We start from the raw sequence: 14,359 nt of genomic DNA on the forward strand, positions 1-14,359 counted from the left end.
GCCGAACCGGGCCGTCAGACCAAGCCGGGCCAGGCCTGGCTGGGCGGGGCCAGGTTTGACCAGGCCAGCCTGGACTGCGGGCCCTGGACGCGGGGCGGACCAAACTGCATGCCCGATTATGGAGTGAACCGAAATGGCGCGTGACGGCTTCAATATGACAACGATTTTTCTGGTGATCATCTTCGGCGCCCTTGTTACGACTCTGGGATTTCTCTACGTCCAGTTGCGCACCGATGCGGTGAGCGCCGCCGTGGCCGATGATCCCTCGCTGCGGGTTCTGGTCGTGGCCCACGATGAGGGGACCCCCTTTCTCTCGTTTCTGCTCTTTGCCCACGCAAAGACCGGCAGGGGAGCGGTGCTCGATATCCCCGGCTCCGTGGGTGGGGTGTTGCGCCCCCTGGGAAGGGTGGACGGTATCGATGCTCTCTTCGATGGAGCTGATCCGCATCTCTATCGCCGCCAGGTGGAGTCTCTGACGGGAACGACCGTGCCCTTTGTCTTTTCCTACTCAGCGGATCAGCTGGTCGATTTCATCGATCTTCTGGGAGGACTNGATATATTTGTTATTGCCGACTATCGGGATCAGGCTGGTGCTGACCCCATGCTCCTGCCTTCGGGGACGGTGCGCCTGGATGGAGAAAAGGCGGTTCGCTATCTCCGCAAGGAGGGTGAGGCTTCGGGGGATCTGGAGCAGGCCGGGCGGCGTCAGGCTTTTACCCAGGCCTTCCTGAGAGAGGTCCACGCCAGTTCGGAGTTTCTGCAGCATCGCCAGGTTGTTCCCCTGCGCGACCGCCTCATTGAAACCTCCCTGGAATCCCGGGGTGTGGGGACCTTCTTTGATATTCTCGGGAGGGTGGACCCCGACAGGATCATACGCAGGCGTATCCAGGGAACTCTCCGGCAGGTAGAGGTGGAGGGGCGCACCCGGGAGCTTCTCTTTCCCCACTTCGAGGGGCAATGGCTGAAGCAGACGGTGCAGCAGATCTTTACGGCGCTCCAGGCCGTTGAAGGCACGGGAGGACAGGAAATTCCTGTAGTCCTGGAGGTTCTGAACGGGACTTCCCAGACCGGTCTGGCCCGCCGAACGGGAGACTACCTCCAGGAGGTAGGTTTTGACGTTCAGGCCGTGGGAAATGCCGAATCGTCGTCCCTGGAGCATACCATCGTCATAGACCGTCGGGGTCTGGGAGATACGGCGGCGCGGGTGGCAGAGGCAATCGGTACGCGCCGGGTTGTTACAGAGGTTATTCCGGAGAGCAGCGTCGATGTGACGCTTATATTGGGAGGAGATTTTGATGGAAGANCAGTGCGGTCCTCTGGACAGCAATAGCGCAGCCTGCAGGGTTGCCGGTTTTCTCGACGAGCTGGGGGCAACCGATGTGATCGCCCTGGATATCAGTNCTCACTCGGCCTTCGCCGACGCCTTCGTGATAGCCCAGGCAAACAGCCGGGGGCAGTTGCAGGGGTTCCAGAGGCAGGTGGAGGAGCAGCTCTTTGAGCTGGGATTGCTCGCCTCGAACCACCGGAAGCGTGGTGACGAGAGNGGCTGGTATCTGATCGATTGCGGGTCTGTTATCGTGCACCTGATGCTGCAGGAGCAGCGGGAGTTCTACGGGCTGGAAAAACTNTGGTACGACGCGACGGTTCTCTGGAAAAGCGGGAGCCAATCCTGAGAGGAAGGAAGATTTGTTTGACACCTCCCGAGGGGATTGTATACTGGTAAGATAAGAATCGGTTCGCGCAGGAGCCTAACAATGGAGATAACTGATATTCGTGTGCGTCGTGTAGGCGGTGAGGGGAAGCTCAGGGCGTACGTTACAGTGACCTTTAGTGATTGCTTCGTGGTCCACAACATCAAGGTTATTCACGGAAGGGGAGGGGTCTTTATCGCGATGCCGAGTCGCCGGACCAACGCGGGCGAGTACAAGGATGTGGCCCACCCCATTAATTCCGATTTCCGGACAACCTTGCAGAACGAAATTCTTCGCGCCTACGAGACCTCGCTCGGAGATGGATCGGTGCCCTCCGGTGGGGAGGATGATTCCGCTTTCGACCAGGAGTAGTCCCCGCTTCTTCACCCGCTTCGGCCGGACCCTGCTCTTGACCAGCGCACCCCACCCGGGGTAGTGTGTCGCCTCGGTTGAGAGACGGTGGGGCGTCGCCAAGCGGTAAGGCACCGGGTTTTGATCCCGGCATGCGCAGGTTCGATTCCTGCCGCCCCAGCAAGACCGTTCACAGTTTCAAGGAGATTTCAGCATGGCACAGACAATTCTTCGCGGTGAGCCGCGGACAGAGACCGGAAAAGGCGGAGCCCGGAGATTGCGGCGTGACGGACGTATCCCGGCTGTAGTGTACGGCCACACCGAGCCGGTTCATTTTTCGGTGAGCAGTCGCGATTTTTTCAAGACCTTCAGCACCATTTCGGAGAGCACCATCGTGACTCTCGAGGTCGGGTCCAGTCAGCGCGACGTCCTGATCAAGGATTACGACGAGGACATTACCACGGGTACGATCGTTCACCTCGATTTCTTCGAGGTAGAGAAGGGCAAGAAGCTCCGTACCCACGTGGCGATCGAGCTCACGGGATCACCCGTCGGGGTGCGTCTGGGTGGTATCCTGGACAATAACCTCCATCAGGTGGAGGTCGAGTGTCTTCCCAAGGACATCCCCGAGAAATTTGTCATCGATGTGAGCGGTCTCGACAGGGACGAGTCCATTCACGTGAGCGATCTCGCCCTTCCCGAGGGCGTCCGGGTTCTTACAGCTCCCGAACAGACCATCGCTTCTATCGTTATGCCCCGGGCCGAAGTTGAGAGCGACGATGAGGCTGGCGACGGCGAAGGTGCGGGCGAGGCCTCGGCAGAGTAGGGCCTCCTTGGCTGCGCCGCTGATTCTTGTCGGCCTGGGAAACCCCGGGCCGAGGTACGATCATACCCGGCATAACGTTGGATTTGATTTTCTGGACCGCCTGGCGAGCTCGCGTGAGCTCTCCTGGCGGTCTTTGTGGTTTCGTCCCCTCTCCCTGGCCGCGTCCCCGGCGATCGTCCTGGTGAAGCCCCGGACCTACATGAACCGTAGTGGTCAGGTTTTCCCCTGGCTTCTTTCCCGGTTCGGGGTTCTTCCCGACCAGATCTGCGTGGTGGTCGATAATATGGATCTTCCCGTGGGAGAGATCCGCATGAAGCGCAAGGGGAGCCCTGCGGGACATAACGGGCTGAAATCGATTCACGCCGTTCTGGGGAGCGATGCCTATCCCCGGTTGTATGTGGGTATCGGCAGGCCTGCTGCGGGTACGACCACGGTGGAGCACGTTCTGGGACGTTTCAGCCCCGAGGAACGAGCCCTGGTGGAAGCCGCCTTTGAGCGGGTTCTCCCCCCCTTTCTCTGTGCAGATGACGAAGCCCGTTCTCTGGAACAATGGATATCGGCTGTGAATGATCTGCGCCGACCCCCGGAGGATGAGGTTCTTCTTCAGGGCCTCTCCCGGTGAGACCCTCCGCCGGATCGCCCGGGGCGCTCCAGAGCGTGATCGCTGACCAGCTGGATCTGTCGGGCCTCGAGGGAGAGACTCCGCTCGTTGTGGCCTGTTCGGGAGGCACCGACAGTGTCGCTCTGGCCCATGCCGTGGNTGTTCGGCGTTCCCTGGTGATAGCCCATATCGATCATGGCCTTCGTGAGGCATCCTCCCGGAGAGAGGAATGCCGGTGTGTGGACAGGCTGGGAGAGATTCTCTCTGTGCCGGTCCTGCGGCGCACCGTTCCTCCCGGGGAGATTGCGGGCCGGGCAGGGGANGCAGGCCGAAGCCTGGAAGAGGTGGCCCGGGACGAGCGNTACCGGCTCCTTCTGGATATCCTCGGGCAGATCGCAGAAGAGAGAGGGGNCGACCCCGTTCTCCTCACGGCTCATCACCGGCAGGACCAGTTGGAGACCTTTGTAATGAGGGCCTTTTCCGGGAGATCTCCCCTGGGGGCCCTGGGGATACCGAGGGAGCGCTGGCTTTCGGGGCCACGGGGGGGGCGGCTTCCCCGGTTCAGGGTCCTTCGTCCCCTTCTGGAGTGCCCCCGTCGCGATCTGGTCGCCTACGTGCGCCACCAGAAGCTCCCCTGCATCCACGATCCAACGAACGACGACCTTCACCACCTCCGAAACCGGGTGCGCCTGCGGGCTCTTCCTCTCCTGGAGGAGCTCTTTTCTCCCTCCGATCTCTCGCTCCGGGTGTCGTCCTTTCTTGGGGAGCTCGATCTTCTTCGTGAGGGGCTGCGCGCGCTGATTCCTCACGACGCCTGGGGTGATTTTGGAACGGATCGGTGGTCCCTCGATGCCGGGGTGTTTCACGCTCTTCCCCGGGCTGCGAGGGAGCTGGTCCTTCGCGATGCGGTGTACCGTCTCGCTTCGGGCGATCGGGTCTCTTTCCGTCCCTTTCAGCGTCTTGTCGCAGGGGAGGGGCCGGTTGAATCGGCGGGGCTTGTTGCTTCGTTCAGGAAAGGGCGCCTGGAGATCCGTCAGGCGGTTGTCCGGCCCGTCTCTATTGGTTACCTTTGGGTGGTCGATACCGAACTCCGGCTTCGCCTGGTCTGTGAGGGCGTCTCGGCGATTCGGATCGGGGAGGAGCCGACTGCCCGGAGGGGATGGCATCTGGGTCCGGTGGTTCCTCCCGTGGTTGTTCGGCCCCGCCGCAGGGGAGATAGAGTCCTTCACAGGGGAAAAAAGCGCGAGGTCGCGCGCCTTCTGGAAGCGCCCGGGGTATCCTCCCTGATCAGGGGGTGTGCACCAGTGGTGGAAGACCGGGAGGGGGTGCTTGCACTCCTGGGTCGGGGGGACCCCCTTTGTATCCGCGATGGGGTACGGTATACTCGTGATACACACGCGCGGCCTCCGGGGTTTATTACTCTGGGGGTTGCTTATGAGGAAGCTGAAAACTATGCAGAACGGGAATGACAAGGAGCCTCGGAAGACCGGAACGGACGACCAGGGGCCGAATAATCGCGGTGACAGGAAGGGTCTGAAAAACGGCAAGGATAATAACCGCGATCCCAATAACTTCAATTTTAACTTCAGGAACAACCGTTTTGCCCTGGTTTTCCTGGTTGCGCTCCTGGGAATGTTTCTGATGATGCTCTTCTCCAACACCCAGACTGTGGGTCAGGAGATTCCCTACTCCCAGTTCATGGGGTACCTCAGGGAGGGTCAGGTAGAAACGGTCCGGATTGTAGACCAGTCCGAGATCCAGGGCACCCTGCGCACCAGGGACGGGGAGACCCGGTCCTTCACGACAAATATTCCCTACTTTGATGACGATCTCATCCGAACCCTCCGGGAGCAGGAGGTCCGTTTCTCCGGAGCTCCCCGGCCGGTTTCTCCCCTGCAGATGCTGGCCGAGCTCTTTCCCTGGATGATCGGGTTTTTCTTCATCTGGTTCATGTTCCGCCAGCTCCAGGGGAGCGGAAACCGGGCCTTCTCTTTTGGCAAGAGCAAGGCCAAGCGCTATCTGGAAGAGGGAATCAAGATCACCTTTGCCGACGTGGCCGGGCAGAATGAGGCAAAATACGAGCTGCAGGAGATCGTGGAATTCCTCAAGAGTCCCGACAAGTTCACCCGGATCGGTGCAAAAATTCCCAAGGGTGTTCTTCTGGTGGGGATGCCCGGAACGGGAAAGACCCTGCTGGCCAAGGCCTGCGCCGGTGAGGCCGGGGTCTCCTTCTTCCACATGAGTGGCTCCGACTTTGTGGAGATGTTTGTGGGTGTGGGAGCCAGCCGGGTGCGCGACCTCTTTGAACAGGGGCGGAAAAGCGCTCCTTGTATCATCTTTATCGACGAGCTCGACGCCGTGGGCCGTACGCGAGGGGCCGGGTACGGCGGGGGTCACGATGAACGCGAGCAGACCCTGAACCAGATGCTGGTCGAGATGGACGGCTTCGACACCAAATCAGGGGTTATCGTCCTGGCGGCCACGAACAGGCCCGATGTCCTGGATCCGGCCATTCTGCGGCCCGGCCGGTTCGACCGGCAGGTGACGGTGGATATGCCCGATGTCCAGGAACGGGAGGCGATCCTGGCTGTGCACTGCGCAAAGATAAAGCTCGACACTTCGGTGAATCTCAACCGGTTTGCCCGGGCCACGCCGGGATCGAGCGGTGCTGATCTGGCGAACCTGGTAAACGAGGCAGCGCTCTACGCGGCTCGCAAAAACAAGGACCTGGTAGAGGCCGAGGACTTTGAGGAGGCCCGCGACAAGTTGCTCATGGGAGTTGCCCGGAAATCGAGAATCATCAACGACGAGGAGAAGCTCAAGACCGCTCGTCACGAGGCGGGTCACGCGCTCCTCCATTACTACCTGGAGAACGCCGATCCCCTTCACAAGGTAACGGTTATTCCGCGCGGCCGGGCCCTGGGTGTGGCTTTTTCCCTGCCCGAGCAGGATAGTTACAGCAAAGGGTCGGGGTATCTGCGAGATCGCATAAAGATCGCCTTCGGCGGGTACATCGCGGAGCGCCTCTTTTACCAGGACACCACCACGGGGGTTCAGAACGATCTCAAACAGGCCACCGATATGGCCCGGCGCATGGTGACGGAGTGGGGGATGAGCAGTCTTGGGCCGGTCTCGTTCGGCCAGGAGGACGAGCCCATCTTCCTGGGCAAGCAGATCGCAACTCACAAGGACTACTCCGAGAGTACCGCCAACGCTATTGATCTGGAGGTGAGGAAAATCCTTGAGGAGTGTTTCCGTCAGGCCGAAGAAATTCTTCAGGAGCATCAGGATCAGCTGGAGCTTCTGGCGGCAACCCTCGTGGAGAAAGAGACCCTTTCGGATAACGAGATCCGGGATCTCCTCGGGTTCCCCCTGGTCTCGAACCCCGAAGATCCCCTGGCGTCCCTTCCCGATTCAGGGCTAAACACCGATGGATCCCCCGCCGGAGCTCAGGAAGGCGATCTGGATGAGGATAATTCGCATGAGGTGCATACCGACGGAGATGGCCAGCAGGGCGAAGCGGAAGAGGATCATCCCCGGGATGAGGCCCCCGCCTCCGGCGAGGATGGTTTCGATGATCAGGGAGGTTCCGGTGAAACCCGTGATAGTTCCCCCGGTTCCGGGCAGGATCGTTCCGAGTAGATTTGTCCTCGTCGCGTCTCTGGCCCTTCTGTGGGGAGGGATGGTTCATCAGGCGATCTCCGCCTCGCCCCTCCTGGAAGAGGGGATAGCCCGGGACCTGGTGGCAGAAGCCCGGATACGTCTGGAACAGGACGACGCCGAGACGGCGGGGTTCCTTCTCCGGCGTGCCTACGGCATCGCACCCCACCAGGGGGATTCCCTCTTTTTGCTGGCCGGGATACTACCCCGGGACCGGTCCCATGCCGTGGTGCGTGAACGGCTTCTGCGGAGGGCCGGGAACCTCTCCCTGGACGAGACCGATCCCGCCCTGGTGGTGGGAGATCTGGCGCAACTTCTGATAGAGACGGGCCGTCCTGCCCGGGCGAGGGAGCTTCTGGAGGAGTTTCACCGTCAGGACCGGAACGGGGGAGCCCTGGAGGCGGCTCTTGCCCTGGCTCGTGCCGCCGATTCGGGGATACCCCGGCTTCCCGGGTCGGAAGATCAGGGGGTGGAGCATTCCGGGTTGGAGGAGATGACACGCCTGGATTATCTCTTTCTGCAGGCTCTTCTCGAGACGGAGCCTTTCGGGGCGTCGTCGGCCCTGATCCAGCGCTTTCGTTCCCGCTATCCCCGGGATCGTGCCCTGGCAGCTCTGGATTTCCGGCGGTCGCACCGGGTGGGGCTGGGGCCGCTGGAATGGTTCGAGGCGGCTCTGGCCGAGCCCCCCGGGAGCTCTCGGGAAGCGTCGCTCCTGGCCGGGGCGATCGCCTCCTTTCTTCCCCGGGTTCCCTGGGGTCTCCAGGGTGAGGCGGGCCACCTTCGCTACGATCTTGCCCGATGGTACTATCACCTGGGGGGGGAAGATCCGCTCTTCGCGGTGCCCTTTCTCGCTCTCCCCGGGGGGGGCTGGGCAGAAAACCATACCCTGTCCGGGCAGACCATCGCGCTCGTCGAGGAGGCTCTCCAGCAGGGTGACAAACGGCTCTGGGAGGCGCTCTCGCGGACGCTCCGGGAGAACACCCCGGAGGAGCGTTTCTGGGACGAGGGCCCCTTCCCTCTGGGAGAAGTCTTTGACACGGCCTGGCAGAACCTGAGCCGGGAGCGGTCGGCGCGGCTCGTTCTCCAGGATAAGCCCCGGCTCACGGTGGAGGAATACCACTTCGAGGAAGGCCGGCTCGTCGCCTGGAAGCGGGACAGGAAGGGCAACGGCCTTTTTGAGGAGGTCCTGCTCTTCCCTGGAGGACATCAGGGAAGAGCGATCCTCTTTTCCCGTGCCGGTTCGCGGGATCAGGAGGTGCTGGCTGTGCACTATTCCCGCTATCCCCTGGTCTCCCGGGTGGTACGCTACGACCTGGTTCAGGGCGAGGAAGGGCAGGGGGCGCTGTGGCGCGAGAGCCCCCCGGCTGAGGAGATCCGCTCCCGGAGCAGCTTGCTCTGGGTTCCCGCCGGACCGGTGCCGTATGACATCGAGTTGCGTCTGGAAGAGAAAGAAGGCTTTGTCAGGGCCCTCCCCACCCGAAGGGAGGAAGAGCCTCTCTCGCTCTGGAATGGTCTGGTCGGGCGTATCAGGTTTTCTCTCGGGAGTGATCGTTTTCTGCGTCAGCTTGCTTCCGATGATGCCCGGAGCCTCACAGCCGCTCAGGCTCGGGAGGCAACGGCAGAGTTGCGGGAGTTGGGAGTGATACGATGAAGAGCGGTAGCACAAAAGTTTTTCCTGGTTCAGCCTCTGCCCCGGTACTCCCCGTGGGGCTGACAGTCCTCCCGGTGGTGTTCCTGGTGTTGCTCCTGGGCGCGTGCGCCTCTTCCGGCCCCGACCAGTTCGGCGCGCCCCTGGACAGAAAGGAGCTGGTTGTACAGCGGGTTGAGCAGTACCTCCAGCAGGGAGAGGTGGGTCCTGCCATAGACCGCCTCACCTACGGGCTCCGCCGGGAACTGCTCGACCGGGCCTGGGCAGGTGAGGCCCTTCTCGGCATTATGGAGGAATGGCATCGGGACTATCACCAGGCTCTGGAGGGCCGTGAATACGGTCGGGCTCTCCAGCTCCACTGGAACCTGGGGGTGCTCCGCGAGGATCCTCTCGGTATAGAGCTGGAGATACCTCCCGAGCTCCTGGAGCCGCCGGATCTGTCCCGGGACGATCTGCTGCTGCGCTGGGCAGAGCTGGAGATCGAGCGGGAGGAACCCGTGCTGGCGCTCTACCTCCTGCTGCGCCGGTCAACTCTGGCCGATCTTGATCCCGAGAGGGCGCTCCGTTTTCTGGAAATTGCCCGGACCTTCAACAACGATGAAGCAGCAGGGCGAATTCTGGAGGATCTGGAAGGAAGCCCCTGGGGCGATGAAAGCATGCCCCTCCTGGCGGTTCCCTCGAGAACACCGCCACAGATGCTCGAAGGAACTGTCACGGTTTGGGTAAACCGGGGGATGCGCATCTCCCAGGGCGTGGGGGTCCCCGATCGTGGTATCGGGAGTGGCTTTTTTATAGACCCCCGGGGGTACCTCCTTACAAACTACCACGTTATCTACAGCGAGGTTGATCCCACGTACAACGGCTTTTCCCGGCTCTACGTCAAGCTCGCCGGCCGTCCCAACGAGCGCATTCCCGCACGGGTAGTCGGTTACGACCGTGTCTTCGATCTGGCCCTCCTGAAGGTCGAGGTCGACGCACCCTATGTCTTTTCACTCAGCGACACGCGACGGCTTACTCCGGGGGAGCGGGTTCTGGCGCTGGGGTCCCCTGGCGGCCTGGATAGCACTATCACGGCCGGGATCGTTTCCGCCGAGGGACGGCGGTTCTTCCAGATGGGCGAGGCCGTCCAGATCGATGCACCGGTAAACCCGGGGAACAGCGGAGGCCCCCTCATATTGCCCGACGGCCAGGTGGCGGGGATCGTCTTTGCCGGTATCCCCCAGTTCGAGGGAGTCAACTTTGCCATCCCCTCCTACTGGGTGCGGCACTTCTTCCCCCGCCTCTTTCAGGGTGGCGAGGTGGTTCATCCCTGGCTCGGTTTCGCTGTCCACGCCGGTCGGGAGGGACTCCGGGTNGTCTACGTTGCGCCGGGGTCCCCCGCCCATCGCGCCGGTGTCCGGGAGGGTGATTTCCTTCGGTCGATCCAGGGNCGCCCCGTACGGACGCTNTCGGCGGCCCAGGACGTCATCCTGGAACGCCGTCCCGGGGATATCCTGGATACCCGNTGGTCTGCGGGCAGCCAGCGGGAGGAGATATCCCGGGTGATCGCTCTCGATTCCCGTCCCTTCAGCCCCATCGAGGAGGCCCTGAAGCGTCAGCCCATCGAGGCTCTCTTTCCCGTTCTCTTTGGCATGAAGGTGGAAGAACTATCGAGCCCTCCNTGGGGNCCGGATTTTGTGATCACCGAGGTCTTNCCGGGAACATCGGCCGACGAGTCGAGCCTCTCCCCCAATGATCCCTTCTCCCTGCGGAACTGGCGTGTCGACACCGATCTTCGCGCTGCCTTCATCCAGATCGTTATCAGGAAACGCAAGGCCGGTTTTCTTGAGGGAGGGCTTCANCTNGGTTCCTTTCTCGAGACCGACTCCTTCCTCTGATCCTTCTGCTCAGCGCTTTTTCNGATCTGTGCTCTTTCAGGAGTTTTTTGCTTCCCGGGAGGACAAAAAACGTTTGTTCTGTCTTATACTGGGATGTGTCACGATCGGTGGCGGGGTGCGACTGGCCAGCCTGCCGGTGCCGACACCGGTTTCCTGTCGGTCCTGCCGGAAGACCGGTAGTGTACACCGTCGGGCATGGCTCGGGCTGATGCAGCCCGGGGAGATTTTTCGGCAGGATCCATNTTCGGGAAATCTGCCGCAAGCGAGGACAGGATGAGCGGGAATGTCAAAGTGGTAAATCTGGTTGGCGCCGTTACCCTGAGAACCGTCACAGCCAGGGCCTCCGAGATCCGGCAGGCCTTCGGGGAGGTCTCCATGGTACTGGTAAGCCTGAGCCAGGCTACCGAAATAGATCTGGCCGGTATACAGCTTCTCTACGGGGCCCGTCGCTACGCCGATTCCCAGGGCAAGGATTTCCATATAACGGGAGCGGTGCCGGACCAGATCGCGCAGCGGTTGTGTCGGAGCGGNTTCATTCCGGAACCCCTGCGTGAAGGGCGCCAGCTCGATCAGGCGCTCGCCGGTTTTTCAGGAACGGGAAGGACNCCATGATTGATGGTTTTCAGGAGAGCTTTCGCACCGAGGCACGGGAGCTTCTGAACGGTCTGGAGCAGTCCCTGCTGGAGCTTGAGCAGAATCCCGACGATACCGAAAATATCGCGGCGGTCTTCCGGGTGATGCATACCATCAAGGGCTCGGCCGGAATGTTCGGGTTTGACAGTATATCGGCCTTTGCCCATCATCTGGAGTCGAGTCTCCAGGAGGTGCGCGATGGTCGTGTTCCGGTAACGGAGGACCTGGTAGACGCCACGCTGCATTGCCGGGATCATATTCTCTTCATGCTGGACCAGCCCGACGATCCTTCGGCCGGGGAGCGATCCCGGGAGTTGCAGGATCAACTGGCGGTGATCGTTTCACGGTCGGCAAAGGATTCTCCTTCGCCCGATGGGGCCTCTGCTGGCACCGGTCCGGACCAGACTGCGCATCCCCCCGAATCGGAAGAAACGGTTCNGGCCCAGGAGCCCCTGTCGACAGATGCGCCCCGGGAGAGCTCGGTCGCTCGGGATCCTTCTNGTTCGGGGGCTCCCGAGACGTGGTTTATCCGTTTTGCTCCCCACCGGGAGATCATGAAGAACGGAACAAACCCCCTCCTTCTTCTGGAAGAACTCCAGGAGCTCGGATCGTGTACGGTGGTGGCTCATACGGGAAAGATCACCAGCCTCGAGGCAGTTGAGAACCTTGACTGCCTTGTTTCGTGGGATGTTTTTCTCACAACCACCNCCNCGGAGGCATCGATACGGGAAATTTTCCTCTTCGTGGACGACAGCAGTACCGTCTCGGTCAAAAAGTTCGATTCAATCGATCTTTCCGATGAGAGCGGAGAGTACAAGCGCCTGGGACAGATCCTGGTCGATCGGGGCGTTGTCGGTGCCCAGGTGGTAGAGGAGGCCCTGGCGGGGCAGAAGAAGCTTGGCGAGGTTCTCCTTGAGCACGGTGTAGACTCCGACGAGATCAACTCGGCGCTCCGGGAACAGGAGCACGCACGAAAGGCCCGGGAGCGGGGAACTCCCGAGGGAACGACCTCGAGCATTCGGGTCCAGTCGGAGAAGCTCGACGATCTTGTGGATCTGGTGGGCGAACTGGTAACGCTTCAAGCCCGGCTTACCCAGGTTTCCCAGGATGACCAGGTGGATCAGACCTCGCTCGAGACGATCGCCGAGACCTTCGAACGTCTCATCGGTTCTCTCCGGGATCACACCATGAGCATTCGCATGCTCCCCGTGGCGAGCATCTTCAGCAGGTTCAGGCGNCTGGTGCGGGATCTCTCGCGTGATCTCGGCAAGGACGTGGAGCTCGTCACATCGGGAGGGGAGACGGAACTTGACAAATCGGTGCTCGAACGGTTGCAGGATCCGCTGGTTCACGTGATTCGGAACAGTATCGATCACGGAATAGAGGCTCCGTCGGTGCGAACCGCTGCGGGAAAACCCGCCGTTGGAAAGATCGCCCTCCGGGCCCGCCATGTGGGTGCCTCCGTGGAGATACGCGTGGAGGACGATGGTCAGGGGCTGGACCGGGAGCGAATACTCTCGATTGCCCGGGAACGGGGGATTATCTCCCCCGGGGTTTCCCCCGATGATCAGGAGGTCTGTGATCTGGTCTTCCAGCCGGGGTTTTCAACGGCNCAGGAGGTTACCACCGTCTCGGGGCGGGGCGTGGGAATGGACGTGGTCCGTCGCGAGATGGACGCCATCGGGGGAACGGTGGGCTTTGACCCCTCGGCAACCCGGGGGACGGCCCTGGTTATGACGATCCCCCTGACTCTGGCGATCATCGACGGTCTGCTGATCAGGATCGGGGCCGAACGTTTTGTTATTCCCCTGGCAAACGTTGAAGAGTGTATCGAGTACCAGCGGAACGGTTCCGACGAGAAGGACACCGTCCACAACAGGGGCGAGTTGTTGCCCCTGGTGAATCTGCGCAAAATCTTCCGCGTCTCCGGTAAGCGGCCAGCCATCGAGCAGGCCGTGGTGGTCATGACAGGGGTGGGGCGAATCGGATTTATCGTCGATCAGGTTATAGGAGAGCATCAGACAGTGATAAAAAACCTCGGACACCTCTACCGGTCCATCGAAGCCGTGAGCGGCGCAACCATCCTGGGTGATGGTACGGTCGCTCTCATCCTGGATATCCAGCGCCTTTCAGGTCAGATCAGTCATGCCGGAAGCCTCGCTGAGTGACAGGCAGTTCCAGCGACTGAGCGCCTTCATCGAGGGCGAGGTGGGGATCAAGATGCCTCCCGTCAAGCGGATCATGCTGGAGGGGCGGTTGCGGAAGCGGTTGCGCGCCCTCTCGATGAGTTCCTTCGACGAGTACGTGGACTACGTCTTTTCCCGCGACGATGGCGANATCGTTCACATGATNGATGTGGTAACCACCAACAAGACCGATTTCTTTCGGGAACCGGAGCATTTCGAGTACTTGAGTGATACCCTCCTTCCCCGTCAGGTCGCTCAGGGTTGGGGAATCGGCAGCCCCTTCCTCGCCTGGTCCGCAGCGTCCTCCACGGGTGAGGAGGCCTACAGTCTGGCCGTGACCTTCGAGGAGTTTCGNCGGACAAACTCCTCCTTTTCCTACCGCATNCTGGGTACCGATATCTCGACGGCGGTCTTGCATACCGCCGAGAAGGCCGTGTACCCGGCCTCGCGGATCCAGCCGGTTTCGCAGATCCTNCGGAAGCGTTATTTTCTGCGAAGCCGGGATCGTGCGGCTGACCTTGTGCGCGTACGTCCCGAGGTTCGTCAGAACCTTCTCTTCAAGCGNCTGAACCTGATGCAGGAGCGATANCCCCTGCGGGATCTCTTCCACGTGATTTTTTGNCGGAACGTGATCATCTACTTTGATCGGCCCCGCCAGGAGGCGCTCCTGCGCAGACTCTGCAATTATCTGGTGCCCGGGGGATACCTCTTTCTTGGTCACTCCGAAAGCATGGCCAGCAGTAATCTTCCCTTCGAATCGGTGGCTCCCACNGTCTATCGTCGTCTGGAGGGAGTNGCGCTGGATGGATCACCCCCGGATGGATCTGCTGATGTATCATCAAAACAGGGTGTGTTCTCAAAACAGAAGGAGCGATGGTGATGGCAG

12 protein-coding genes and 1 tRNA gene are annotated in these 14,359 nt (G+C 61.2%); all 13 read left to right on the forward strand.

What is annotated here, in order from left to right:
- The first annotated feature begins 154 nt into the window (after nt 1-154).
- The 13 genes from B071_RS0102960 (at nt 155) to B071_RS15600 (ending at nt 14,353) form a co-directional block, all read left to right on the forward strand.
- A complete protein-coding gene (locus B071_RS0102960; protein ID WP_215730270.1) occupies nt 155-1,330 on the forward strand; it encodes an LCP family protein in 1,176 nt (391 codons plus the stop codon).
- Nucleotides 1,296-1,673 carry a ribosome silencing factor gene (gene rsfS, locus B071_RS15580; RefSeq protein ID WP_018525616.1) on the forward strand — a complete coding sequence of 126 codons (378 nt, stop codon included), beginning with the start codon at nt 1,296-1,298 and terminating at the stop codon, nt 1,671-1,673. Before B071_RS0102960 ends, rsfS begins: the two co-directional genes overlap by 35 nt.
- A gap of 81 nt (nt 1,674-1,754) precedes the next feature.
- A complete protein-coding gene (gene spoVG / locus B071_RS0102970) occupies nt 1,755-2,063 on the forward strand; it encodes a septation regulator SpoVG (protein ID WP_018525617.1) in 309 nt (102 codons plus the stop codon).
- Between the two features lie 88 nt (nt 2,064-2,151).
- Nucleotides 2,152-2,223: transfer RNA gene (locus B071_RS0102975), tRNA-Gln, on the forward strand.
- Between the two features lie 33 nt (nt 2,224-2,256).
- Nucleotides 2,257-2,868: a 50S ribosomal protein L25 gene (locus B071_RS0102980; protein WP_026244926.1), complete on the forward strand. Its 612-nt coding sequence runs from the start codon at nt 2,257-2,259 to the stop codon at nt 2,866-2,868.
- A gap of 7 nt (nt 2,869-2,875) precedes the next feature.
- On the forward strand, nt 2,876-3,490 hold the full coding sequence (gene pth / locus B071_RS15585; RefSeq protein ID WP_018525619.1) for an aminoacyl-tRNA hydrolase: 615 nt from the start codon (nt 2,876-2,878) through the stop codon (nt 3,488-3,490).
- 35 nt (nt 3,491-3,525) lie between these two features.
- On the forward strand, nt 3,526-4,938 hold the full coding sequence (gene tilS, locus B071_RS0102990) for a tRNA lysidine(34) synthetase TilS (RefSeq protein ID WP_498365794.1): 1,413 nt from the start codon (nt 3,526-3,528) through the stop codon (nt 4,936-4,938).
- Nucleotides 4,922-7,111: an ATP-dependent zinc metalloprotease FtsH gene (gene ftsH / locus B071_RS0102995; RefSeq protein WP_018525621.1), complete on the forward strand. Its 2,190-nt coding sequence runs from the start codon at nt 4,922-4,924 to the stop codon at nt 7,109-7,111. Before tilS ends, ftsH begins: the two co-directional genes overlap by 17 nt.
- Nucleotides 7,062-8,780: a hypothetical protein gene (locus B071_RS0103000; protein ID WP_157702993.1), complete on the forward strand. Its 1,719-nt coding sequence runs from the start codon at nt 7,062-7,064 to the stop codon at nt 8,778-8,780. The genes ftsH and B071_RS0103000 overlap by 50 nt, the downstream gene beginning before the upstream one ends.
- A gap of 731 nt (nt 8,781-9,511) precedes the next feature.
- Nucleotides 9,512-10,654: a S1C family serine protease gene (locus tag B071_RS20430; protein WP_438829542.1), complete on the forward strand. Its 1,143-nt coding sequence runs from the start codon at nt 9,512-9,514 to the stop codon at nt 10,652-10,654.
- A 273-nt stretch (nt 10,655-10,927) separates the two neighbouring features.
- Entirely contained in the window at nt 10,928-11,266 is a 339-nt protein-coding gene (locus tag B071_RS15595; protein WP_157702994.1) for an STAS domain-containing protein, read from the forward strand.
- Entirely contained in the window at nt 11,263-13,455 is a 2,193-nt protein-coding gene (locus tag B071_RS0103015) for a chemotaxis protein CheA (RefSeq protein ID WP_018525625.1), read from the forward strand. Before B071_RS15595 ends, B071_RS0103015 begins: the two co-directional genes overlap by 4 nt.
- Nucleotides 13,433-14,353, forward strand: a complete 921-nt coding sequence (locus tag B071_RS15600) for a CheR family methyltransferase (RefSeq protein ID WP_018525626.1) — start codon at nt 13,433-13,435, stop codon at nt 14,351-14,353. Before B071_RS0103015 ends, B071_RS15600 begins: the two co-directional genes overlap by 23 nt.
- Nucleotides 14,354-14,359: the final 6 nt, after the last annotated feature.

This window comes from Alkalispirochaeta alkalica DSM 8900 (genome assembly GCF_000373545.1).
Lineage (GTDB): Bacteria > Spirochaetota > Spirochaetia > DSM-27196 > Alkalispirochaetaceae > Alkalispirochaeta > Alkalispirochaeta alkalica.